This is a genomic window from Devosia alba, from assembly GCF_039938915.1.
GTDB classification, from domain to species: domain Bacteria; phylum Pseudomonadota; class Alphaproteobacteria; order Rhizobiales; family Devosiaceae; genus Devosia; species Devosia alba.
In genome coordinates, this window is the sequence record NZ_JBDUUI010000005.1 from 70,422 (window position 1) to 92,147 (window position 21,726).

General features: G+C 61.1%; 17 protein-coding genes. 5 read left to right on the plus strand and 12 right to left on the minus strand.

Features of this window, described 5'->3' with window-relative positions:
* Nucleotides 1-48: 48 nt before the first annotated feature.
* The 7 genes from ABFY71_RS09130 to ABFY71_RS09160 all read right to left on the minus strand — a co-directional run bounded on the left by ABFY71_RS09130 (nt 49) and on the right by ABFY71_RS09160 (nt 8,212).
* Entirely contained in the window at nt 49-1,524 is a 1,476-nt protein-coding gene (locus tag ABFY71_RS09130; protein ID WP_347945693.1) for a mannitol dehydrogenase family protein, read from the minus strand.
* Nucleotides 1,525-1,715: 191 nt separating this feature from the next.
* A complete protein-coding gene (locus tag ABFY71_RS09135) occupies nt 1,716-2,720 on the minus strand; it encodes an ABC transporter ATP-binding protein (protein WP_347945694.1) in 1,005 nt (334 codons plus the stop codon).
* 190 nt (nt 2,721-2,910) lie between these two features.
* Nucleotides 2,911-3,741, minus strand: coding sequence for a carbohydrate ABC transporter permease (locus tag ABFY71_RS09140; protein ID WP_347945695.1), 831 nt, complete (start codon nt 3,739-3,741; stop codon nt 2,911-2,913).
* Nucleotides 3,742-3,917: 176 nt separating this feature from the next.
* The gene (locus tag ABFY71_RS09145) at nt 3,918-4,790 is read right to left on the minus strand and encodes a carbohydrate ABC transporter permease (protein WP_347945696.1); all 873 of its coding nucleotides are present in this window, start codon (nt 4,788-4,790) and stop codon (nt 3,918-3,920) included.
* Nucleotides 4,791-4,953: 163 nt separating this feature from the next.
* Complete coding sequence (locus ABFY71_RS09150) at nt 4,954-6,264, minus strand: ABC transporter substrate-binding protein (protein WP_347945698.1); 1,311 nt, start codon at nt 6,262-6,264, stop codon at nt 4,954-4,956.
* 157 nt (nt 6,265-6,421) lie between these two features.
* Complete coding sequence (locus tag ABFY71_RS09155; RefSeq protein WP_347945700.1) at nt 6,422-7,369, minus strand: sugar-binding transcriptional regulator; 948 nt, start codon at nt 7,367-7,369, stop codon at nt 6,422-6,424.
* 72 nt (nt 7,370-7,441) lie between these two features.
* Nucleotides 7,442-8,212 carry a FadR/GntR family transcriptional regulator gene (locus ABFY71_RS09160; RefSeq protein WP_347945701.1) on the minus strand — a complete coding sequence of 257 codons (771 nt, stop codon included), beginning with the start codon at nt 8,210-8,212 and terminating at the stop codon, nt 7,442-7,444.
* A 456-nt stretch (nt 8,213-8,668) separates the two neighbouring features.
* Between ABFY71_RS09160 and chvE the strand changes: the two genes are divergently transcribed.
* The 4 genes from chvE (at nt 8,669) to ABFY71_RS09180 (ending at nt 14,963) form a co-directional block, all read left to right on the plus strand.
* Nucleotides 8,669-9,733: a multiple monosaccharide ABC transporter substrate-binding protein gene (chvE, locus tag ABFY71_RS09165; protein ID WP_347945873.1), complete on the plus strand. Its 1,065-nt coding sequence runs from the start codon at nt 8,669-8,671 to the stop codon at nt 9,731-9,733.
* Between the two features lie 106 nt (nt 9,734-9,839).
* Entirely contained in the window at nt 9,840-11,372 is a 1,533-nt protein-coding gene (gene mmsA, locus ABFY71_RS09170; protein ID WP_347945702.1) for a multiple monosaccharide ABC transporter ATP-binding protein, read from the plus strand.
* Nucleotides 11,369-12,652 carry a multiple monosaccharide ABC transporter permease gene (gene mmsB, locus ABFY71_RS09175; RefSeq protein ID WP_431021521.1) on the plus strand — a complete coding sequence of 428 codons (1,284 nt, stop codon included), beginning with the start codon at nt 11,369-11,371 and terminating at the stop codon, nt 12,650-12,652. The genes mmsA and mmsB overlap by 4 nt, the downstream gene beginning before the upstream one ends.
* Before the next feature lie 400 nt (nt 12,653-13,052).
* Entirely contained in the window at nt 13,053-14,963 is a 1,911-nt protein-coding gene (locus ABFY71_RS09180) for a glucose/sorbosone family PQQ-dependent dehydrogenase (RefSeq protein ID WP_347945703.1), read from the plus strand.
* A gap of 99 nt (nt 14,964-15,062) precedes the next feature.
* Here the strand turns inward: ABFY71_RS09180 and sseA are convergent, their stop codons facing one another.
* From sseA to ABFY71_RS09205, 5 genes are all read right to left on the minus strand, one after another.
* The gene (gene sseA, locus ABFY71_RS09185) at nt 15,063-15,896 is read right to left on the minus strand and encodes a 3-mercaptopyruvate sulfurtransferase (protein WP_347945705.1); all 834 of its coding nucleotides are present in this window, start codon (nt 15,894-15,896) and stop codon (nt 15,063-15,065) included.
* A gap of 59 nt (nt 15,897-15,955) precedes the next feature.
* Entirely contained in the window at nt 15,956-17,023 is a 1,068-nt protein-coding gene (locus ABFY71_RS09190; protein ID WP_347945706.1) for an ABC transporter ATP-binding protein, read from the minus strand.
* Nucleotides 17,024-17,025: 2 nt separating this feature from the next.
* Nucleotides 17,026-17,817: an ABC transporter permease gene (locus ABFY71_RS09195; RefSeq protein ID WP_305577547.1), complete on the minus strand. Its 792-nt coding sequence runs from the start codon at nt 17,815-17,817 to the stop codon at nt 17,026-17,028.
* A complete protein-coding gene (locus ABFY71_RS09200; protein ID WP_347945707.1) occupies nt 17,814-18,683 on the minus strand; it encodes an ABC transporter permease in 870 nt (289 codons plus the stop codon). The genes ABFY71_RS09195 and ABFY71_RS09200 overlap by 4 nt, the downstream gene beginning before the upstream one ends.
* A gap of 96 nt (nt 18,684-18,779) precedes the next feature.
* A complete protein-coding gene (locus ABFY71_RS09205; protein WP_431021524.1) occupies nt 18,780-19,850 on the minus strand; it encodes an ABC transporter substrate-binding protein in 1,071 nt (356 codons plus the stop codon).
* Between the two features lie 455 nt (nt 19,851-20,305).
* Here ABFY71_RS09205 and ABFY71_RS09210 point away from each other — a divergent pair, with 455 nt between their 5' ends.
* A complete protein-coding gene (locus ABFY71_RS09210; RefSeq protein ID WP_347945709.1) occupies nt 20,306-21,571 on the plus strand; it encodes an imelysin family protein in 1,266 nt (421 codons plus the stop codon).
* Nucleotides 21,572-21,726 lie beyond the last annotated feature (155 nt).

Sequence of the window (21,726 nt, forward strand, 5' to 3'; positions counted from 1 at the left end):
AGGACACCACACCCAGTCCCTCCCCACAAGGATGCCGATCCGGGCATGTCAAAGCCCGTTGGCCAGATAGCGCTCCAGGGTGGCCCTGGTGCCGATCAACCAGAGCGTCGTCAGCGCATGGGTGAAATCCTTGATAAAACTGGGGTTTTCGGCCAGATCGCCATAGATGTCGGTCATGGCCAGCCAGGCCGTGGGGTCGGATTTGGCCAGTCTGGCCTGGACGGTCAGCCGGTCCCAACTGGGGTCGTTGGGGGCAATGATGGCGCCGCTGTCGGTGGTGCCATAGCAATAGCGGCACCAGAGCGCTGAAACCAGCGCAAGCCCTTGTGCCGATTGGCTGTTGTTTACCCGATCCAGGGCCGACGGGATGATGAACTTGGGCTGCCGGTTGGACCCATCCAGGGCGAGGCGGCGGATAGTGTCGCCGATCTTGGGATTGGCGAAGCGGCGAGTGCAGAGGGCGAAATAGTCGTCGAGATTGGTGCCGGGCACGGGGGGTACCACGGGGATGATCTCGTCGCGCTCCACCTTGGCGAGGAAGTCACCTACCATTGGATCTGCCATCGCATCATGCACGAAATGGATATCAAGCAGTGCCGCCGGATAGGCGATGGTGGCATGGCCGCCGTTGAGGATGCGTATCTTCATGTGTTCATAGGGGGCGACATCGGTGACGAACTGCACGCCGACCCTTTCCAGCGCCGGGCGACCGGCCGGGAAATTGTCTTCGAGCACCCATTGCTTGAATCGCTCGCAGAACACCGGCCAATTGTCCTCAATGGCGAATTCTTTGGCCAGTAAGGCGATCTCGCGCGCGGAGGTGGCCGGGGTGATGCGGTCCACCATGCCATTGGGAAAGGCGACATTGGCCTCGACCCAGGCAGCCAGACCCAGATCAACCAGGCTGGCCAGACCGATGATGGCATTGGCGGTGACATGGCCATTGCCGGGGATATTGTCGCAACTCATCACCGTGAAGGGCACGGTGCCTGCCGTGCGGCGGGCGAGCAGACCGGCCAGGATCAGGCCAAAGGCGGTGCGCGGCGCCGTCATATGGGCGGCGTCAAAGACAATGTCGGGATGCGTGGGATCAAACTGCTGGCTGGCCGGGTCGATATAATAGCCGCCTTCGGTGATGGTCAGCGAGACAATGCGAATGGCCGGATCGGCGAGGGTGTTGATTATGGTGGCGCTGTCGCCGGGCCGCAGATAGTCGATCATGGCGCCGGTAACCCGGGCGCTGCTGGAATCAGCCTCCTGTTCGACAATCGTGGTCAACCAATCCTGGGCCAGCAGCTTCTGCCGCATGGCTTCGTCGGCGTCCCGCACGCCGGCACCAATCAGCGCCCAATCGTGGTCTGACCCGGTGGCGAACAGATCATCGAGATAGACAGCCTGGTGGGCGCGGTGGAAATTGCCGACGCCGAAATGCACAATGCCGGCCGTAAGGGCACTCCGGTCATAGGCGGGGACTGGCGCCGTAGTGATGTGGGGGAGGGCGGCGGCGGAGAGCTTGGTGGTCATCGTAGAATCGTCCCGCATAGGGATTGGCCGCAGGGTGAACTGTTCCGCTTCATAGGCGGGATCAGAAGTGACGGTTCCGCGGAATCTGCAAGCCTTGAGACTGTTGCACTCCCTGAACCCCTACCCGCAATCCCTCCCCATGAAGGGGAGGGAGGCGATGGAGCCGCCGTATCTCCCGGTTGACCAAGCATCTAGATTGCCTTTCCGGCGGCATCGAAGCGGTAGATGCGGTCTGGGTCGGGTGTGAGAAAGACGTCGTCGCCATGGCTGAAGGTCTGGTCGCCATCGGTGCGGATGGTCATCAGGCCGAGACCATCGACATGAACGTGCAGGAAGGTATCGGAGCCCAGCTGTTCGGCGACGCCGACCTTGCCCTTCCAGGTGTTGGGTGTCGGTGCGGTGGCCAGCTTGAAATGCTCGGGGCGCATGCCGATGGAATGGGCACTGTATTTGGCGGCCTCGGGGCCATCGACAAAATTCATGCGGGGGCTGCCGATGAAGCCGGCGACGAAACGGTTGGCGGGCTTGTGGTAGAGATCGAGCGGGGAGCCGAACTGTTCGACATTACCGGCATTGAGCACGACAATGCGGTCGGCCATGGTCATGGCTTCGACCTGGTCGTGGGTGACATAGACCATGGTGGTCTTGAGCTGCTGGTGCAGTTCGGTGATTTCGAGCCGCATGTTGACGCGCAGGGCCGCGTCAAGGTTGGACAGGGGTTCATCGAACAGGAAGGCCTTGGGTTCGCGCACGATAGCGCGGCCGATGGCGACGCGCTGGCGCTGGCCGCCCGACAGGGCGCGGGGGCGACGATCGAGATAGGCGGAGAGGTTGAGCGTGCGCGCGGCATATTCGACCTTCTTGTCGATCTCCTGCTTGCTGGCCTTGGCCATTTTGAGCGGGAAAGCGATGTTGTCGCGCACGGTCATGTGCGGATAGAGGGCGTAGCTCTGGAATACCATGGCCAGACCACGGCGCGCAGGCGGGGCTTTGGTCATGTCAACGCCATCGAGCAGGATGGTGCCACTGGTGGTGTCTTCCAGCCCGGCGATCAGACGCAGCAGGGTGGACTTGCCGCAGCCGGAGGGGCCTACAAAGACGACGAATTCACCATCGTTGATGTCCAGGCTGATGTCCGGGATGATTTCGACTTCGCCGAAGGACTTGTTGACGTGTTGCAGGGAGATCGAACCCATTTTCTAGTCCTTTAGCGTGACGAAACAGACAGGGTGGGCAAGGAGAGATGACCCCCACCCTTGATCCCTCCCCACAAGGGGGAGGGAGACGATGAACACCGGCATCGCAGCTTGCGACTCGCTCCCCTTGATGGGGAGGGATTGAGGGTGGGGTGAGGCCGCATGCTCATAGCCGTTTGGTGGAACGCCATCATTTCACCGCTCCGAAAGTCAGTCCGCGAACCAGTTGTTTCTGGCTGAACCAGCCCATGAGCAGGATGGGTGCAATGGCCAGCAGGGAGGCGGCTGAGAGCTTGGCGAGGAACAGGCCCTGAGGCGAAGAGAATGAGGAAATGAAAGCGGTGAGTGTGCCGGCGCGGCCCGAGGTCAGGGTGATGGTCCAGAAAGCCTCGTTCCAGGCCAGGATGACATTGAGCAAGAGCGTCGAGGCGATGCCGGGCACCGCCATGGGGACCAGCACGTGGACGATCTCGTTGTAGAGTTCGGCACCATCCATGCGGGCGGCCTCGAGGATATCGACCGGGATTTCCTTGAAATAGGTGTAGAGCATCCAGATGATGATGGGCAGGTTGATCAGCGTCATGATCAGCGTCAGGCCCTGCAGCGTGTCGAGCAGGCGCAGGTCGCGGAAGATCAGGTAGATTGGGATCAGCACGCCAACCGCCGGCATCATCTTGGTGGAGAGCATCCACATCAAAACATCCTTGGTGCGCTTGGTGGGCGCAAAGGCCATGGCCCAGGCAGCTGGCACGCCGATGATCAGGCCGAGCAGGGTGGAGCCGACCGAAACCACGATCGAATTGAAGGCGTGCTTGAAATAGTCCGAGCGGCCCTGCACGGCGACGAAATTTTCCAGCGTGAAATTCTGCGGCAGGAAGGTGGGGGATGAGGCAATGGCCTCGGCCTCGGTCTTGAAGGCGGTCAGGATGGTCCACAGGATGGGGGCAAACAGCAGCAGGGCAATGCTCCATGCCGCGATGGTGAAGCCGGCTTTGGTGGCGGTGGGGACGCTGCGGGCCATGTCAGTGCTTCTCCGCCGAGGGTTGGAGCGGGGGCAGAGAACCCCCACCCTTGATCCCACCCCACATGGGGGAGGGAGGCGACTGGTCCGCTGGAGAGCACGATGTCCCGGCGAGCACTGAACAGGCTTCCCTCCCCGATGTGGGGTGGGAGTGAGGGTGGGGGTATCCGGCGAGATCAAGCATCGAGGTTCTTTCCTACGGCGCGCATCAGGAAGATGGCGACGATGTTGGCGATGATGACGGCGACCACGCCACCGGCTGAACCGGCGCCAATGTCGTTGCTGAGAATGCCGGTGCGGAATACCAGGAAGGTGAGGTTGGTCGAGGCGTAGCCGGGGCCACCACCCGTGGTGACGCGGATTTCAGCGAAGATGCCGAGCAGGAAGATGGTCTGGATCAGGATCACGATGGTGATCGAGCGGGCCATATGCGGCATGATGATATGGTAGAAGCGGTTGATGGCGTTGGCACCATCCATCTCGGCGGCTTCGCGCTGCTCCTCGGAGAGTGACTGCAGCGCCGTCAGCAGGATCAGCGTAGCAAAGGGCAGCCATTGCCAGGCAACGATGATGATGACCGAGAACAGCGGATACTGGTTGAACCAATCGACCGGCTGCAGGCCGAAGAATTCCCACAAATGGGCGAGCATGCCGTAGCCGGGGTGCATGAAGCCGTTTTTCCAGATCAGCGCCGCCACCGGTGGCATGACGAAAAAGGGCGAGATGACGATGATGCGCAGAAGGCCCTGGCCCCAGAGCGGCTGATCGAGCAGCAAGGCGAGAAAAGTGCCGCCGATGACGGTGATCAGCAACACGCCCCCGACGAGAACAAGCGTATTGACCAGCGCCTGGGTGAAACTGGGATCGCCGATGACGTAGATGTAGTTTGCCCAGCCGGCGAAGCCGGTCATCATCGGGTTGATCAGGCTATAGTTCTGGAAGGAAAACCAGATGGTCATCGCCAGGGGGACGGCCATCCAGAGCAGCAGCACGATGACGGCCGGGGCCATCATGATGCGGGACAGGGTCTTGGTTTGTGCGGTGGCCATGATTTCCTCAGCCGTTTGCTGCTGCAGTTCCATTCGACCTGGTCGCGATGATGGACCGGCTCGCGATGAGGTTTCGGAGGTTTCCCTATCCGGGGTCTGCTATTTGTCGCCCGGCCCATCTACGAGCCATGGGTCGGGCGACCCGTCTTCGGGAGAAAGACGACTACTTGATATAGCCAGCGCGGGTCATGTCGCGGGTGGCGGCGTCCTGAGCCTGGGCCAGGGCATCGTCAGCAGACATCTGGCCGGCCAGAGCGGCCGAGAACAGCTGGCCCACATTGGTGGCCATGCCGGCGAACTCGGGGATGGCGACGAACTGCACGCCGGTATAGGGCACCGGATCAACGGTCGGCTGGGTCGGATCAGCCGAGTTGATGGAGTCCAGCGTCATCTTGGCGAAGGGCGCAGCGGCCTGGTAATCAGGGTTTTCGTAGAGCGAGGTGCGGGTGCCGGGGGGGACATTGGCCCAGCCTTCGGCCGCGGCGACGGTAGCGAGATAGTCCTTATTGGTTGCCCAATTGATGAACTGCTCGGCCGCTTCCTTGTTCTGCGACGAGTTGGGGATGGCCAGTGACCAGGCCCAGAGCCAGTTACCGCGCTTGCCCAGGCCATTGTCGGGCGCCAGGGCAAAGCCGACTTGGTCGGCGACGGTGGAATCGTCAGGATTTGTGACGAAGGAGGCCGCCACGGTGGCGTCGATCCACATGCCGCATTTGCCCTGCTGGAACAGGGTCAGGTTTTCATTAAAGCCGTTGGAGGAGGCGCCGGACGGGCCGGCATCGGCCATCAGGCCGAGATAGGTGTCGAGTGTGTTCTTCCACTCGGGCGTGTTGAACTGGGGGGTCCAGCTTTCGTCAAACCAGCGGGCGCCGAATGAGTTGGACATGGCGGTGAGGAAGGCCATGTTCTCGCCCCAGCCGGCCTTGCCGCGCAGGCAGATGCCGTTGATGTCATTGTCGCGGTCGGTCATGGCGCGGGCGGCCTCGCCGATGAATTCCCAGGTCGGCGCGTCAGGCATGGTCAGGCCGGCTTCATCCATCAGGTCCTTGCGGTACATGATGAAGGAGCTTTCACCATAGAAGGGCGCGGCATAGAGCTTGCCCTCGTAGGAAAGACCATCGCGGATGGGCGGGAGCAGGTCATCTACGTCGTAAGCGCTGTCGGCACCGAGCCCGTCGAGCGGCGACAGCCAGCCCTGCCTGGCCCAGATCGGCGCTTCATAGGTCCCGATGGTCATCACGTCATACTGTCCACCATTGGTGGCGATGTCGGTGGTGACGTTCTGGCGCAGGGTGTTTTCCTCGAGCACGACCCAGTTCAGCTCAATGCCGGTCTCTTCGGTGAAGGCCGAAGACAGGCCTTGCATGCGGATCATGTCGCCATTGTTCACGGTGGCAATGGTGAGCGTCTGCGCCGAGGCAGATGCGGCCAGCGCGACGCTGAACGCGCCCACGAGAATGGGTGTCAGTTTCATTGGTATTCCTCCCAGTAATCGAAACGGGCATTTGTCCCGTGTGTGGGCAAATACTCAACATTTATGTGGCAGAGTCAAGGGTGCCATGCGCAAGGCGCGTGGCGGCCGGATCACGCCATAGGGAGAAAAACGCCTATATCGCTGAGGTCGCAGGCGGTTAAAGCAGTTTCAACAGGCCTTCGGCGGTGCGCTCATCGGTTATCAATCCGTTAACCAGGCGGCGATTGAGCACGGCTTTGATGCCGGGCAATTTTCTGTTGCCCATGGCGATTGCTACAACCAGCGCGTGTTCCCGCGAGGGAATGGTGGCCGAGGCAACGCGGTCATTGGTCAGGCCCTCGATCAGCTTGCCGTCGGCATCAAAGCTCCAGCCGCAGATCTCGCCGATGGCGCCGGCCTTCTGCAGTTCCTTGAGCTCAGCATCGGTGATGAAACCATCGACATGGAGCGGGGCATCGGGGCCGATGTCGCCAATGCCGACAAAGGTCACGTCGGCCTGGGCCGCCAGCGCCAGGGTTCGGCGAATCATGGGCTGGGCATGCAGCAGTTCGCGCTCGCGGGCCGAGGAGGCAATCACCGGCAGGGGCATGGGGAAGCTGCGCGCCTTGACGGTATCGGCCATGTTGAAGATGACGTTGTAATAGGCGGCCGAGCCATCGGGGGCGATATTGCCGGTCAAGGACACCACCTTGTGGTGCGGGCACTCCATCGGGGTGAGCTGTTCAACGGCGGCCTTGAGCGTGCGACCGGTGCCGATGGCCATGACAATGGGGTCGGGGCGCTTGAGCCAGCGTTCGATCTCGGTGGCGGTGGCTTCGGCCACGCCGATGGTGGTGGAATCGCTGGAGGGGTCGGAGGGGACCACTTCGACCAGATCGAGCGCGAAGCGCGATTTGAGGCGGCTGGCCAAATCCATGCACCGCCCAATCGGGTGGTCGAGGCGCACCTTGATCAGGCCCTCGCTGACCGAGAGCGAGACCAGGCGCTGGGCCGACTGGCGCGAGATGCCCAGCTTGCTGGCGATCTCCTCCTGGGTATTGCCGGCCACATAATACAGCCAGCCGGCGCGTGCTGCGTCGTCCAAGCGGTTGCTGGAACTATCCATTCGTTGCGCCATCAATCATCCTGCTGGTTGCGCGCAAATTATTCGGCGATGCGGCGGGCGGCTGCAAGGCGTTTATGAATGTTCGACCGGCTGGTGGGCCAATTGGCTTAACGCGACGCGGATATCGCGCTCGGTATCCTTGATGTGCAGACGCATGGCTTCGGCAGCGGCCCGGCCATTGCCGGCCTTGATGCAATCAAGGATGCGCTGGTGCGCCTCAATGGTGTCGTGCCGGGTGTGACCGCGCTTTTCGTGGCCGCGGCGACTGATGAAGAAGCCCTCTCGCAGCGGCTGGGCCATGGCCTCGAACAGGAAGCCGAGAATGCGGTTGCCGCTGGCCAGGGCCACAGCTTCGTGAAAGCCCACATCATGGGTGTGGAAGCTCAGTTCCTGATCGTCTGACATGGGCTGGCCCGGTGCGCCGGCCGTGTCGCGCATGCCCTGCAGTTCACTTTCGATGGCGGCGATGCCGGCCCGGTTGGCCCGCTTGGCGGCCAGGGTTGCCGACTGCACCTCGAGCGAGAGGCGGATTTCGACCAGATCGAAGAGGCCCTTGGGATCATAGCGAATGATCGAGGTCAGGAAATCGGCGAAGGCGGCGCCGTCCGGCTCCCGCACCACAGCCTTGCGGCCGCGCGCGATCTCGAGCAGGCCGCGCCCCTCGAGCAGCTTGACCGCCTCGCGAATGGTCAGGCGACTGACCGCGTAGCGCGTGGCCAGCGCCGCCTCGCTGGGCAGGCTGCTGCCGGGCGTCAACTCACCCAGAATCATCTGCGCCAGATGTTCGGCGACCGCCCCGGCAGCGGTTGGTTGATCGGCGCGTGCAGGGGCAGACTTGCCCATATCTCCTCCAAGATATCTGATACCTTCACCTCAAGCAGTAGAGTCATACGCGCAATTTAGCCAGAGTCTTCCGCAGAAATTTGCCAATTGTGACAATTCCGGTGAGCCGAAAATGCCGCGTATCAGGCGCTGTCATTAATATTCGAGAATCGAAAAAAATGGTGAGAGGCGGCGATCCTGCTTTACAAGGCTTGTCTGATCATTCTAGTTTCCGCCGCGTGGGCTTGGGAGAGCCCTGACGGTTGTTGCCGTCGTGCAGGAGGAATTCCATGCGGTATCGACAGATCGTGCGCCTCCGAGTGTTTACTCGGTCGTTTCTGCTGTCTGCCCGGGATCGAATTCATTGGTAATGCCGGTTCCGACCGGACACGTGCATAGCCTCAAGGCCTCTCCCCTGACGACCATCCAAAGCTTCTGAACTCGAATTACAAAAAAGGGAGTCGAGACGTGAAGATTATCAAGACGCTTGCCACCGTATTGGCCGTCGGCGCCATGGCGCTGACCGCATCGACTGCGGTCTTTGCCCAGGACAAGGGAGCGATCGGCATTGCCATGCCAACGCAGTCCTCGCTGCGCTGGATCTCTGACGGCAATGAGCTCAAGGCTGCACTCGAAGCCAAGGGCTATTCGGTCGATCTGCAGTACGCAGAAGACGATATTCCCAACCAGTTGGCCCAGATCGAGAACATGGTCACCAAGGGCGTCAAGGCCCTCGTGATCGCTTCGATCGATGGCACCACGCTCAGCTCCGTGCTGCAGCAGGCCGCCGATGGCGGGATCAAGGTCATTGCCTATGACCGCCTGATCCGCGACAGCGGCAATGTCGATTTCTACACCACCTTCGACAATTTTGAAGTGGGCGTGCTGCAGGCCAGCTCGATCCTCAAGGGTCTCGGCTACCCCGAGAAGACAGGCCCATGGAATGTTGAACTGTTTGGTGGTTCGCCAGACGACAACAATGCCTTCTTCTTCTATGACGGCGCCATGAGCGTGTTCCAGCCGCTGATCGATGACGGCACCCTGGTGGTAAAGTCGGGTCAGATGGGCATGGAAACCGTTGGTACCCTGCGTTGGGATGGTGCTGTTGCCCAGGCCCGTATGGACAATCTGCTGTCGGCCCACTACTCGGACGGCTCGCGCGTTGATGCCGTGCTGTCGCCCTATGACGGCCTGAGCCGCGGTATCATCTCGTCGCTGCGCGGCGTTGGTTATGGCGCTGCCGATCAGCCATGGCCGATCATTTCGGGTCAGGACGCCGAACTGCCGTCGGTCAAGGCGATCATCGCCGGCGAGCAGTATTCGACGGTGTTCAAGGACACCCGCGAACTGGCCAATATCACGGCTGAACTGGTTGACACCGTGATCTCGGGCGGCGCACCAGCTGGCCTTGACACCACCACCTATGACAATGGCGTCAAGGTTGTGCCGTCAATCCTGCTGACTCCCTATGAAGTGGACGCGAGCAACTACGAAGCCCGCGTCATCGACAGCGGCTACATCAAGGCCGAAGAACTCCAGTAAGCCTGGCTGCTGGAACATCGGGGCTCCGCGGTAACGCGGGGCCCTTTCCCGTGAACGGGCCGGGGCGCTATAATGGGACGCGCCTGGGCGTACGAGAAAGCTGCCAATGACCAAGACCATTCTGGAGATGCGCGGCATCACCAAGACTTTCCCCGGCGTCAAGGCGCTGTCGGACGTCAATCTGGACGTAAGGGAAGCCGAAATCCACGCCATTGTCGGTGAGAACGGGGCCGGAAAATCTACCCTGATGAAGGTGCTCAGCGGCGTCTATCCGGTCGGCAGCTATGACGGCAAGATCATCTTTCAGGGCGAAGAACAGCACTTCAAAACCATTGCCGATAGCGAAGCCAAGGGCATCGTCATCATCCATCAGGAGCTGGCGCTGGTGCCGCTGCTGTCGATTGCCGAGAACATCTTTCTGGGCAATGAGCAGGCCCGGGCCGGGATCATCGACTGGGACGCAACGCGCGATGGCGCGCGCAAACTGCTCAGCATGGTGGGCTTGAGTGAAAACCCCGACACGCTGGTGACCAATATCGGAGTGGGCAAGCAGCAATTGGTGGAAATCGCCAAGGCGCTGTCCAAAGAGGTCAAATTGCTGATTCTGGATGAGCCCACTGCCAGCCTGTCGGAAAAGGACAGTGCGGCGTTGCTCGAACTGCTGACCGAGTTCCGAAAGCAGGGCATTACCTCGATCCTGATCAGTCACAAGCTGAACGAGGTCAGCAAGGTGGCCGACCGCATCACGGTGATCCGCGACGGGCGCACCATCGAAACCATGAACAAGGATCAGATTTCAGAGGACCGGATCATCACCTCGATGGTGGGACGTTCGCTGGAAGATCGCTACCCCGCCCGCACGCCGCAGATCGGCGAGACGGTGTTCGAGGTAAAGAACTGGACAGTCTATCATTCCCAGCATCGCGACCGGAAGGTGATCAGCAATATCGACCTGCACGTTCGCCAGGGTGAGGTGGTCGGTATTGCCGGACTGATGGGTTCGGGACGCACCGAGTTCGCCATGAGTGTGTTCGGCCGCTCCTATGGCCAGCGCATCAGCGGCGAGGTGTTGCTGCACGGCAAAAAGGTTGACGTGTCGACGGTCGAAAAAGCCGTAGCGCGCGGCATTGCCTACGCCACCGAAGATCGCAAGACCTATGGCCTGAACCTGATCGATCACATCAAGCACAACACCACCATTGCCAACCTCAAGGGTATTGCGCGGATCGGGGTGATCGATGATCTGCACGAAATGGACGTTGCCAATGAATACCGCACCAAGACCAATATCCGTTCGTCGAGCGTCTATCAGGTGACGGGCAATCTGAGTGGCGGCAACCAGCAGAAGGTGGTGCTCAGCAAATGGCTGTTTGCCAATCCGGATGTGCTCATCCTGGATGAACCGACGCGCGGCATCGATGTGGGTGCCAAGTACGAAATCTATACCATCATCAAGAATCTGGCGGCGCAGGGCAAAGCAGTTCTGGTGATCTCTTCGGAGATGCCCGAACTGCTCGGCATTACCGACCGGCTGTATGTAATGAACGAGGGCCGGATCGTGGGCGAAATGCCGACGGTCGAGGCCAGCCAGGAAAAAATAATGCGTACGATTGTTCGTGCGGAAGGGAAGGCATCATGACCACTGAAACCGCACTGGCGGGCGCGACTGCAACCGGCGAGCAGCCCAAGATGCACCAGTTAACCGTCTGGGGGGCACTCAAGGCCAATATGCGCGATTACGGCCTGCTGGCGGCCCTGATCCTGATCATGCTGACTTTTCAGTATTTCACCGATGGCGTGCTGTTCAAGCCGGTCAATCTGACCAATATCATCCTGCAGAACAGCTATATCATCGTGATGGCGCTGGGTATGTTGCTGGTCATCGTGGCTGGCCATATCGACCTGTCGGTCGGCTCGGTATCGGGCTTTGTCGGCGCGCTTGCCGCCATGCTGATGGTGGGCTGGAATTTCCCGCCGGAACTGGCGTTTCTGGCCAATCCGTTCGTGGCCGGTGCCATTTGTATTGTAGCCGGGGCCGCCATCGGTGCTGCCCAGGGCTATCTGATCGCCTATTACCAGATCCCGGCCTTCATCGTGACACTGGCCGGCATGCTGATCTTCAAGGGGCTGTCGCTGGCCATTCTGGCCGGCAAGTCGGTGGGTCCGTTCCCGGCCGAATTCCAGCTGCTGTCGGCCGGTTTCATTCCCGATCTGATCGGGCCGTGGACGCTGATCGAGAAGGCCGAGGGCGTGCAGCCGCTGGTCCTGCACAGTACGACGCTGGCACTGGGCATTGTCGGGGTTGTCATCATGGTCGTGATGTCCGTGCTGGGTCGGCGTCGTCGCATGGCACGCGGCTATGAGACAGAGCCCTTCGCGCTGTTCATCGCCAAAAACCTGATCATTGCCGGTCTGGTGCTGTTTTTCAGTTATATGCTGGCCTCCTATCGTGGCCTGCCCAATGTGCTGGTGGTCATGGCGGTGCTGATCGCGGTGTTCGTGTTTGTCACCAAGCGGATGACCTTTGGCCGGCGCATCTATGCGCTGGGCGGTAATCTCAAGGCGGCTTCGCTGTCGGGGATCAAGACCGAACGGATGACGTTCTATGTGTTCGCCATCATGGGCGCGCTGGCGGCGCTGGCCGGCATGATCTACGCGGCCCGCCTGAACTCGGCGACGCCGAAAGCCGGGCAGGGGCTCGAACTCGACGTGATCGCGGCGGTGTTCATCGGCGGCGCCTCGGCGCTGGGTGGCGTCGGTGCGGTGGCCGGTGCGGTGATCGGCGCCTTTATTATGGGCGTGATGAACAATGGCATGTCGATCATGGGCGTCAACATCGATTGGCAGCAGATGATCAAAGGCGTGGTGCTGCTGGCAGCGGTGTTCTTTGATCTCTACAACAAGAAGCGCGCAGGCTAGGTTTTAGCCGTGTGCAACGAACAAGACCGTCGGGGTTGCCCGGCGGTCTTTTGTTTGGAGACGCCATAGTGAGGGCAACCCACCGGTCGGGGACCTCCCGCGCGTGGTTCGCGCATTGGCCAACACCGGCCAACTGCGCCCAGATCTCGCACTGATGCCCGATTCCGGGCAATGGCATAGTGTCGGCATGGCGGGCAAGACTGCCAACCGGCATGGGTGGCGATGAGAATGCAACGTATCCCGCCTGGGGGCGTTGAGAAAATAGAGCACTCACAAGAGCTCTTCGCGGCCTCCCGCGGCGTAGACGCGGTCGAGGCAGATTTCGGGACATATTCCCTGGGTTTCTCCAGGCGCCGCGCTCAAGGCGGTGCCGGTAGATAAAATAGAAAGAGCAGACCTCATGGCTACTACAGCAAATATAGCCGGCAGGCGTTTCAACAAGCGCATTGCAGTCCAGCTTTTGACCGGTTGCGTGCTCGCTACGGCGGCGCTGGCACCGACAGGTATGGCATTTGCCCAGGTTACTCCCGTGGAGATCAAGACCGGTGCAAGTGAGATGTTTGCTGGCCGGGTGCTGACGGCGGGCCTCGACAATCCCTGGGCAATGCGCTGGGGGCCGGATAACCAGATCTGGGTGACCGAACGGACCGGCGGCGATGTGACCCGGGTCGATCCGGTGACCGGCGTGCAGCAAGTGGTGCTGACAATCGATGATGTCTATACCGGGCCGCAGCACGAGGGTCTGCTCGGACTAGCTCTGCATCCTGAGCTGGGCCAGGGCACGGGCAATGACTATGTTTATGTCGGCTATACGGTCAACAATGGCACGGCGGAAGCGCCTGAGCCATCGGCGCAGATCGTGCGCTTCAGCTGGGACGACCAGATCCAGCAGCTTGGCGAGCCGATGATCCTGATCGAGGGCCTGCCTGCCGGCAATGACCACAATGCCGGCCGTGTGGTGTTCGGGCCGGATGGCAAGCTGTATTATTCGATCGGTGAACAGGGCCACAATTTCGGGCCCAATCTGCGCAAGCCAAACCTTGCACAGAAGCTGCCGACGGCAGCAGAGGTTGCCGACAAGGACTGGCATACCTACTCGGGCAAGATCCTGCGATTGAACCTGGATGGTTCGATTCCCGAGGACAATCCCGAGATCGACGGCGTCAGGAGCCATCTCTACAGCTATGGTCACCGCAATCCGCAGGGGCTGGATTTCGGGCCTGACGGGACGCTGTATAGCACCGAGCACGGACCGGCCAGCGGCGACGAGCTCAATATCATCCAGCCGGGCGGCAATTATGGCTGGCCCGATGTGTCGGGCTTTATCGACGACAAGGCCTATAGCTATATCAACTGGAGCGAGGCACCCGAAAGCGTCGATCGCAATACCGATCCGCTGCCCGACTCCGTTCCGCAGTTCAAGGAGAGCGCGTTCACCGGCGATATGGTTGACCCGCTCGCGGCCTATTGGGTGGTCGAGGACGATTATCCCATCGGCGACATCTGCGGCTATATCTGCGACCCGACAATGGCCCCGTCATCGGCGCTGTATTACGCGGCGGGTGACGACGGCATTGCCGAATGGGACAATTCGGTGCTGATCCCGACCCTCAAGCACGGTACGCTGTATGTGCAACATCTGAGCGCGGACGGTCAGGCGGCCGAAGGCGAGCCGGAGGCTTGGCTGAGTACGCAGAACCGCTATCGCGATGTGCTGGTTTCGCCTGATGGCAAGACCGTGTTCATCGCCACCGACGCGTTCGGTTCGGCGGCGCAGAAATTTGGCGACGGGCTTAACACCTCCGTGCTGCATAATCCCGGGGCAATCCTGCGGTTTGCCTATGGCGAAGAAGGCGGTGCGCTCGGCGTGGTGTCGGGCAATGACTTTGAGGCCGCGCCAGCGGCGTCGGGCACTACCGGCGTGCAGGAATGGGAAGATCCCAATACCGGTAAGACGCCAGCCGGTGACGATGCCAAAGACGACGATGCCGAAGATGAAGCCGCAATGGTCACCGAGGATTCCGACGTCGTAGCGGTTTCGGCTCTGGGCCGGCCGCAATATATCGTGAGCTGTGCAACCTGTCATGGCGGACGCGGTGAAGGTGCTTCGGCCCTGGCGTTGGCGGGTAACCAGAAGCTGGCTGATGCTAAAGTCGTTGCGAGCACCATCGTGCATGGCTTTGGCTATATGCCCAGCTTTGGCAAGATGCTCAGTGACGCGGAGATCGCCCAGATCGGCACGTTTATCCGCAATAGCTGGGACAATGATTTCGGCGTGCTGACGGAAGAGACCGTGTCCGACGCCCGCTAGATAGGCAATACTGGCTGCCTGAGCAGCTTTTAAACAAAAGAGGCGGGGATCATCTCCGCCTTTTTCTATGGCCAGTACCTGTCGGTGGGAGGATGGCGATCAGGTTTCTACCTCGGCATCGGTCCGGCTGCCCCATTCGGTCCAGGAGCCGTCATAGACCGCCACGGATTTGGCGCCGGCGCGTTCGGCGGCGAGGGCCAATGTGGCGGCGGTGATACCCGAGCCACAGGTGGTGATCAGGGGCTGGTCGAGCGCGATGCCGCGTTCGGCGAACAGGACGGCCAATTGCTCGGGGGATTTCAGCTGTCCGGCTTCCGTGAGCAGGTTGACCGGCAGGTTGGTGGAGCCGGGGATATGGCCGGCACGCAGGCCCTTGCGCGGCTCGGGCGCTTCAGCGTGGAAGCGCTGGGCGGGACGGGCATCGGTGATCTGGCTGGTGCCATCCTGGCTGCGGGCGCGCACGGTGTCGAAATCGGCAACGCGGCTGGCGTCGAAGGCGGCGTTGAAGACCTGCTTGGGCCGGGCGACCAGGCCGGTTTCGGTGGGGCGCTTTTCGGCGCGCCATTGCGGGCCGCCGCCCGAAAGAATACGGACGTCCTTGGCGCCCATGGTCTTGAATGTCCACCAGACGCGCGGCGCCGAGAACAGGCCGATCTCGTCATAGATGACGACGGTCATGGTGTCGGCAATGCCCAGGGCGCCGACCATATGGGCAAAGGCGGCGGGCGAGGGCAGCATGTGGGGCAGGGCGCTATCGGTATCGGCGACGCCATCGATATCGAAGAATACCGCCCCGGGGATATGGCCGGCCAGATAGTCGGCCTGGGCATTGCGGGCGGCATTGGGCATGTGCCAACTGCCGTCCAGCACCACCACATCGGGGTCCCTCAAATGGGCGGCCAGCCACTCGGTGGTAACGAACGGATCATTCACGGCTCAATACCTCTGGTTGCGACAGGAAGATGGCCCCGTCGCGTGTAGAGGTCAAATGCCTAATTGGCGAGGACCAACAGGTCCTTGCTGGCCAGGCTGACGGTTATGCTCTCGCCGCGCCTGGGCGGGGTGGAACGCTGATCGTTGAAAGTATCCAGACTGATCACGTTCTTGCCCAGCGCAACGCGGACGCGGATGACCGAGCCGAGGAAGGTGACGTCGGCGACGGTGCCTGTCAGCGTTACATCATTGCCTTCGCGCGCGCCAATGGTGAGCACTTCGGGCCGGACTGTCAGCACACTGGCGGCATTGAGCCCCGCATCTGCGGGTAGATCGGGCAGGGTGAGGGGCTGGCCATCAATGGTCACAATCCTGTTGGCAGGATCGGTAATGACGACATCGAGATTATTCAGCTGTCCAACGAAGGTGGCGACGAAGCGGGTGGCCGGTTTGTTGTAGATGTCGTGTGGCGCGCCGAGCTGTTCGATACGACCCGCATTCATCACCACGACGCGGTCGGAGATCGACAGCGCTTCCTCCTGATCGTGGGTGACGAAGACGGTGGTGATGCCCAAATCGAGTTGGATGGCGCGGATCTCTTCGCGCAGCGAGACGCGTATCTTGGCGTCAAGTGCCGAGAGCGGCTCATCGAGCAGCAGCATGCGGGGCCGAGGGGCGATGGCGCGCGCCAGGGCCACGCGCTGCTGCTGGCCGCCGCTCATCTCGTAGGGGTACCGCTGTTCGTAGCCGGGCAGGCCGATCAGCTTGAGCATTTCGGCGACGCGGGCGCGACGCTCCTCGCGCGGCACGCCGGCGATCTTGAGGCCGAAGCCGATATTGTCGCCGACATTGAGATTGGGAAACAGGGCATAGGCCTGAAACACCATGCCGAGCTGGCGCTGATTGGGCTTGAGGGTGGTGATGTCCTGCCCGTCAATGGTGATGGTGCCGGCACTGGGTGTTTCAAAGCCCGCGATCATGCGCAGGATGGTGGTCTTGCCGCAGCCAGAGGGGCCGAGCAGGGAGATGAACTCGCCCCGGGCAAAGGCGAAATCGACGGCCTTCACCACGGTATTGCTGCCGTAGGTCTTGGTGAGGCCGGAAACGGAGAGAAAATCGGCTGTCATAGTCAATCGGTCCTGGCGGAAGTGCGGGGAGCGAAGCGGCCGAGCACGTTGATCATGCCCATGGCACCCCAGGTGATGATGAAGGAAATGATGGCCAGCGCCGCCGGCTCATAGGCACGGTTGGCGCCGATATTCTGCAGATAGGGACCGAAGGCCGGGCGGTTGAGCAGGCTGGCAATAGTGAATTCGCCGATGACGATGGCGAAGGTCAAAAAGGCGCCCGAGAGCACCGCCACCAGTATATTGGGCAGGATGATCTGGCTGATGATCTGGATGGTGTTGGCGCCGGCGATCTGGGCGGCCTCGGTCAGGGTCTGCACATCAATGGTGCGCATGCCGGTATCGACGGCACGATAGGTATAAGGCAGGGCCAGGGTGACATAGGCGAAGGTGAGCAGGATATCGGTGCCCAGCGCACTGCCGGTGAAGGGAATGATAGAGCTCGAATTGTAGAGCCGGATATAGCCATAGACCAGGATGATGGCCGGGATAATCAGCGGCAACAGGGTGAAAAATTCCATGAAGGGGCGCAGCCAGGGCAGGCGCAGCCGCACGAAATAGACAGCCGGCACAACAATGACGATACCCACCAGAATGGAGAAAATGCCGATCAGCACCGAATAGCCGAACGTGGCCTGGAAATTGGGGTCGGAGAACACTGACGCATAGCTGTCAAAGCTGTAATAGCCGCGCCGCATGCGCAGCGAAAACTCGAAGGTGGCAACCAGCGGGACGATGAAATAGGACGCGCCGAGGAGAAAGACCACCCAGGCCCAGAAGCGGTTCTGTTTCATTTCATCCACCTTTCGGCGCGCTGGGAAATGACCAGATAGATGATATTGGCAAAGGCGGTGATGACCACCATGCCCAAGGCCAGTGCGGCGCCGAGGCCGGGATTCTGCAGGGCGTCGCCGCGAATCTGCGCATAGAGCAGGATGGGCACGATGTTGAGCGAGGAGCCGGTCAGGCCATAGGCAGTGGCGATGGCGCCAAAGGCATTGGCAAACAGCAGCGAGACGGTGCCAAGAAAGCTGGGCCACAAAATGGGCAGGCCGATATAGCGCCAGAACTGCCAGGGTTGGGCGCCGAGGCTGGCAGCGGCCTCACTCCATTCCTTTTTCAGCCCATCAATGGCGGGGGCGATGATCAGGATCATCAGCGGGATCTGGAAATAGAGATAGGTGATGGTCAGGCCCCAGAAGCTGAGCAGGTTGAAGCCGGCGCGATAGAGATCGAGACCGAAGACCGTCTTGGCGATAATGGTGACCAGGCCGAGCCGGCCCAGGGTGGCGATGAAGGCAAAGGCCAGCGGCACGCCGGCGAAATTACTGGCGACGCCGGAAAAGGTCATGATCGCCGAGCGCAGCGGGGCGGGCAGGCGGCCGCGAATAATGGCCAGGGCAATGGCCAGACCGGCCAGCGCGCCAATAATCGAGGAGGCGCCGGCAATGCGGATGGAAATCCAGTAGGCGGCCATGATCTGGTCGGTGAACAGGCCGAGGATATTGTCAAAGGTCAGCTCGCCATCGCGACCGACAAAGGCGCCGCCCAGCAGGTAAAGCGTGGGCAGGACGAGGAACATGAGGCCGAAAATGATGAAGGGGGCGACACCCAGAAATTCCCAGGAGAAGCGGCGGCGGGATGAGGTTGTTGTTGACATCAGACGTATCGAGCTTGTGGCCCACCCCTACTGTCCTCCCCTGGATGGGGAAGGGGGCGGGGTGATGGCTGGCACCATCCCCGCCCGATTGCATTGTTACTCGACGTTGGCGCCGACAGCTGAATCCCACTGACCGGTGATCACTTCCTTGGCAGCGTTCTGCTGCTCGATGGTGGGAAACACGGCCTTTTCATAGGCGGCAGCGGGGGGCAGGGCGTCGAGCATGGCCTGCGGGATGGCGCCCTTGGCGGCCAGATCGTTGAAGCGGATCGGGTGGCAATAGCCAGCCAACCAGCCGAGCTGACCTTCGTCGGAATAGAGGTATTCCATCCACAACTTGGCCGCGTTGGGGTGCGGTGCATAGGCCGAAATGGCCTGGACGTAGACGCCGGCAACAACGCCGGTGGCGGGGACAACGATCTCGGCGGCAGGATTGCCTTCAAAGCTGTCGCGCCAGGCGAGCAGGTTGTAGTCCCAGGCGATGACGATCGGGGTGGTGCCCTGGGCCAGCGACGCGGCCTTGCCGATGACGGGGACGAAATTTCCCTTGGCATTGAGATCGGCAAACAGCTTCAGACCGGCTTCAGCAGCCCCAGTGGCATCAGCGCCGGTGGACAGACCAGCGGCGTAAACCGACTGGATGGCCTGGGCAGAAGCACGTGGATCGCCAGCGAGGGCGACGGCGTTGGCGTATTCGTCATTGGCCAGGTCGGCCCAATCGGCTGGCACGGTGTCGAGGATGTCGGTGTTCACCAGCATGGCCATGACGCCATAATAATCGCCATACCAATAGCCCTCAGCATCCTTGGCATCGTAGGGGATCGAGTCCCAGGTCGAGACCTTGTAGGGCTGGATCAGGCCATCGGCCTTGGCAGAGGGGCCAAAAGACAGGCCGACGTCGATCACGTCAGGTGCCTGTGGGCCCATATTGCCCTGATTGGCCTTGATGGCTTCGATCTCATCAGCCGAGCCCGCATCGGGGTTCAGTTCGTTGACGGTGATGCCGGGATATTTTGCCTTGAAGCCGGCAATCACGTCGCCATAGGCGCACCAATTGTGCGGCAGGGCGATGGTGGTGAGCTCGCCTTCGGCCTTGGCCGCAGCATAGAGCGCGTCGAGATCGACCTGAGCAAAGGCGGGGGTGGAAACGGCGAGAACGGCAAGCATCGACACGGATGCACCGAGCGACTTCTTGATAGACATGTTCAGTCTCCCTGTAAATTCGTCAACGCTCTTTGGTGAGCGCTGCGGCGGACCGGGAGGGGAGTAGTGAGACGGGATGACAATGCGATGACGGCGAGACTGGCTGAGAAGGTGCATCCGAACGACGCGCCTACGGGCGCAATCTAACGGAAGTCGCATTGCCGCCTACCCATGCCTGCCTCCCCAGCTGCAATTGTGACACTGCGCCTTTGTGACAGTTTCGTCCAGATGGTCAAAAATCGGGGTTCCGGCGCTGTGGATTGGTGGAACTGACGGCCTCGGGGTGGGCCGAACGATAGGATGGGCAGCCAAATGCGCATGGTGCAAGTTTAGAATTGTTCTAAGCTATTGATTTACAATTGATTTTATAAGCTGACTTTGATAATCCGCTTTTAACTTCAAACTCAGGAGGATCAGCCATGATCTCGACCGGTGTTCGCACCCTGCGCAGCCTTGCCGTCGCCCTTACCCTGTCGGTGGCGCCCGTCGCAGCTTATGCTGCCGCGCCCACCGAGGCCGAGGTGCTGGCCAATTACGCCGATCTGGCACTGGCGGGCTATGAAGATGCGTTGAGCACGGCCAAGGCGCTGGACGCAGCGATTGATGCGCTGATCGCGGGACCAAGCGACGCCACGCTGAATGCCGCCAAGGATGCCTGGAAGGCCGCGCGGGTGCCCTATCAGCAGACCGAGGCGTTCCGCTTCGGCAACCCGATTGTCGATGAATGGGAAGGGCGGGTGAATGCCTGGCCGCTCGATGAGGGCCTGATCGACTATGTCGATGCCAGCTATGGCACAGAGAGCGACAGCAATGCCCTGTATGTTGCCAATGTCATCGCCAATTCCAGGCTTTCCATCGATGGCAACGAGCTTGATGCCACCGAGATTACGCCAGCGCTGCTTCAGGAGCATCTTCAGGAAGCGGCCGGTGTCGAGTCCAATGTGGCGACGGGCTACCACGCTATCGAGTTCCTGTTGTGGGGTCAGGATCTGAACGGCACCAATGCCGGCGCCGGTGCGCGCGCGTTCACCGATTACTCGACCGCCGCGCACGCGGATCGCCGCGCAGCCTATCTCAAGGCGGCGTCGACCCTGTTGGTGTCGGACCTTGAAGAAATGGTGGCTAACTGGACGGCAGACGGCGCTGCCCGGGCGGCGCTGCCCGAGCTGGGTATTTCGGCGATCCTGACCGGCATGGGCTCACTGAGTTTTGGCGAAGTGGCCGGCGAGCGCATGAAGCTGGGCCTACTGCTGCATGACCCGGAAGAAGAGCATGACTGCTTCTCGGACAATACCCACATGTCGCATTTCTACGATGCGGTGGGCGTCCAGAATGTCTATCTGGGAAAGTACACCCGGGTTGACGGCTCGGTAGTCGAGGGGCCCGCGCTGGCTGAGGTGATTGCCGACAAGGATGCGGGGCTGGACGGCGAAATCCAGGCGCTACTGGCCGATACCATTGCCAAAATGCAGGTCATGGCAGACCGGGCGGAAGCCGGCGAAGCCTATGACCAGCAGATCGGCGAAGGCAATGTTGAAGGCAATAGTGTGGTGCAGGCCGCCATTGACGGGCTGATCGCGCAGACGCGCGGTATCGAGCGCGCAGTGGCACTGCTGGAGCTGGGCGATGCGGTGACTATCGAGGATAGTGACTCGCTGTCGAACCCGGATGCGGTGTTTCAGTAAGGGTGCTGGTGGGTGGGAGAGTTACCCCACCCTTGGTCCCTCCCCATAGGTGGAGGGAGACGATGAACACTGAAATCAAACCCAGCGCATCCCTCCCCCGAATGGGAGGGACTGAGGGTGGGTGATGGGAACCACTGCAGCCCCGTTGATTGGGG

Bases quoted from the DNA above. Each gene is read 5' to 3' on its own strand.
- ABFY71_RS09130 (WP_347945693.1), bottom strand. From the start codon at position 1,524: ATGACCACCAAGCTCTCCGCCGCCGCCCTCCCCCACATCACTACGGCG.
- ABFY71_RS09135 (WP_347945694.1), bottom strand. From the start codon at position 2,720: ATGGGTTCGATCTCCCTGCAACACGTCAACAAGTCCTTCGGCGAAGTC.
- ABFY71_RS09140 (WP_347945695.1), bottom strand. From the start codon at position 3,741: ATGGCCCGCAGCGTCCCCACCGCCACCAAAGCCGGCTTCACCATCGCG.
- ABFY71_RS09145 (WP_347945696.1), bottom strand. From the start codon at position 4,790: ATGGCCACCGCACAAACCAAGACCCTGTCCCGCATCATGATGGCCCCG.
- ABFY71_RS09150 (WP_347945698.1), bottom strand. From the start codon at position 6,264: ATGAAACTGACACCCATTCTCGTGGGCGCGTTCAGCGTCGCGCTGGCC.
- ABFY71_RS09155 (WP_347945700.1), bottom strand. From the start codon at position 7,369: ATGGATAGTTCCAGCAACCGCTTGGACGACGCAGCACGCGCCGGCTGG.
- ABFY71_RS09160 (WP_347945701.1), bottom strand. From the start codon at position 8,212: ATGGGCAAGTCTGCCCCTGCACGCGCCGATCAACCAACCGCTGCCGGG.
- mmsA (WP_347945702.1), top strand. From the start codon at position 9,840: ATGACCAAGACCATTCTGGAGATGCGCGGCATCACCAAGACTTTCCCC.
- mmsB (WP_431021521.1), top strand. From the start codon at position 11,369: ATGACCACTGAAACCGCACTGGCGGGCGCGACTGCAACCGGCGAGCAG.
- ABFY71_RS09180 (WP_347945703.1), top strand. From the start codon at position 13,053: ATGGCTACTACAGCAAATATAGCCGGCAGGCGTTTCAACAAGCGCATT.
- ABFY71_RS09190 (WP_347945706.1), bottom strand. From the start codon at position 17,023: ATGACAGCCGATTTTCTCTCCGTTTCCGGCCTCACCAAGACCTACGGC.
- ABFY71_RS09195 (WP_305577547.1), bottom strand. From the start codon at position 17,817: ATGAAACAGAACCGCTTCTGGGCCTGGGTGGTCTTTCTCCTCGGCGCG.
- ABFY71_RS09200 (WP_347945707.1), bottom strand. From the start codon at position 18,683: ATGTCAACAACAACCTCATCCCGCCGCCGCTTCTCCTGGGAATTTCTG.
- ABFY71_RS09205 (WP_431021524.1), bottom strand. From the start codon at position 19,850: ATGCTTGCCGTTCTCGCCGTTTCCACCCCCGCCTTTGCTCAGGTCGAT.
- ABFY71_RS09210 (WP_347945709.1), top strand. From the start codon at position 20,306: ATGATCTCGACCGGTGTTCGCACCCTGCGCAGCCTTGCCGTCGCCCTT.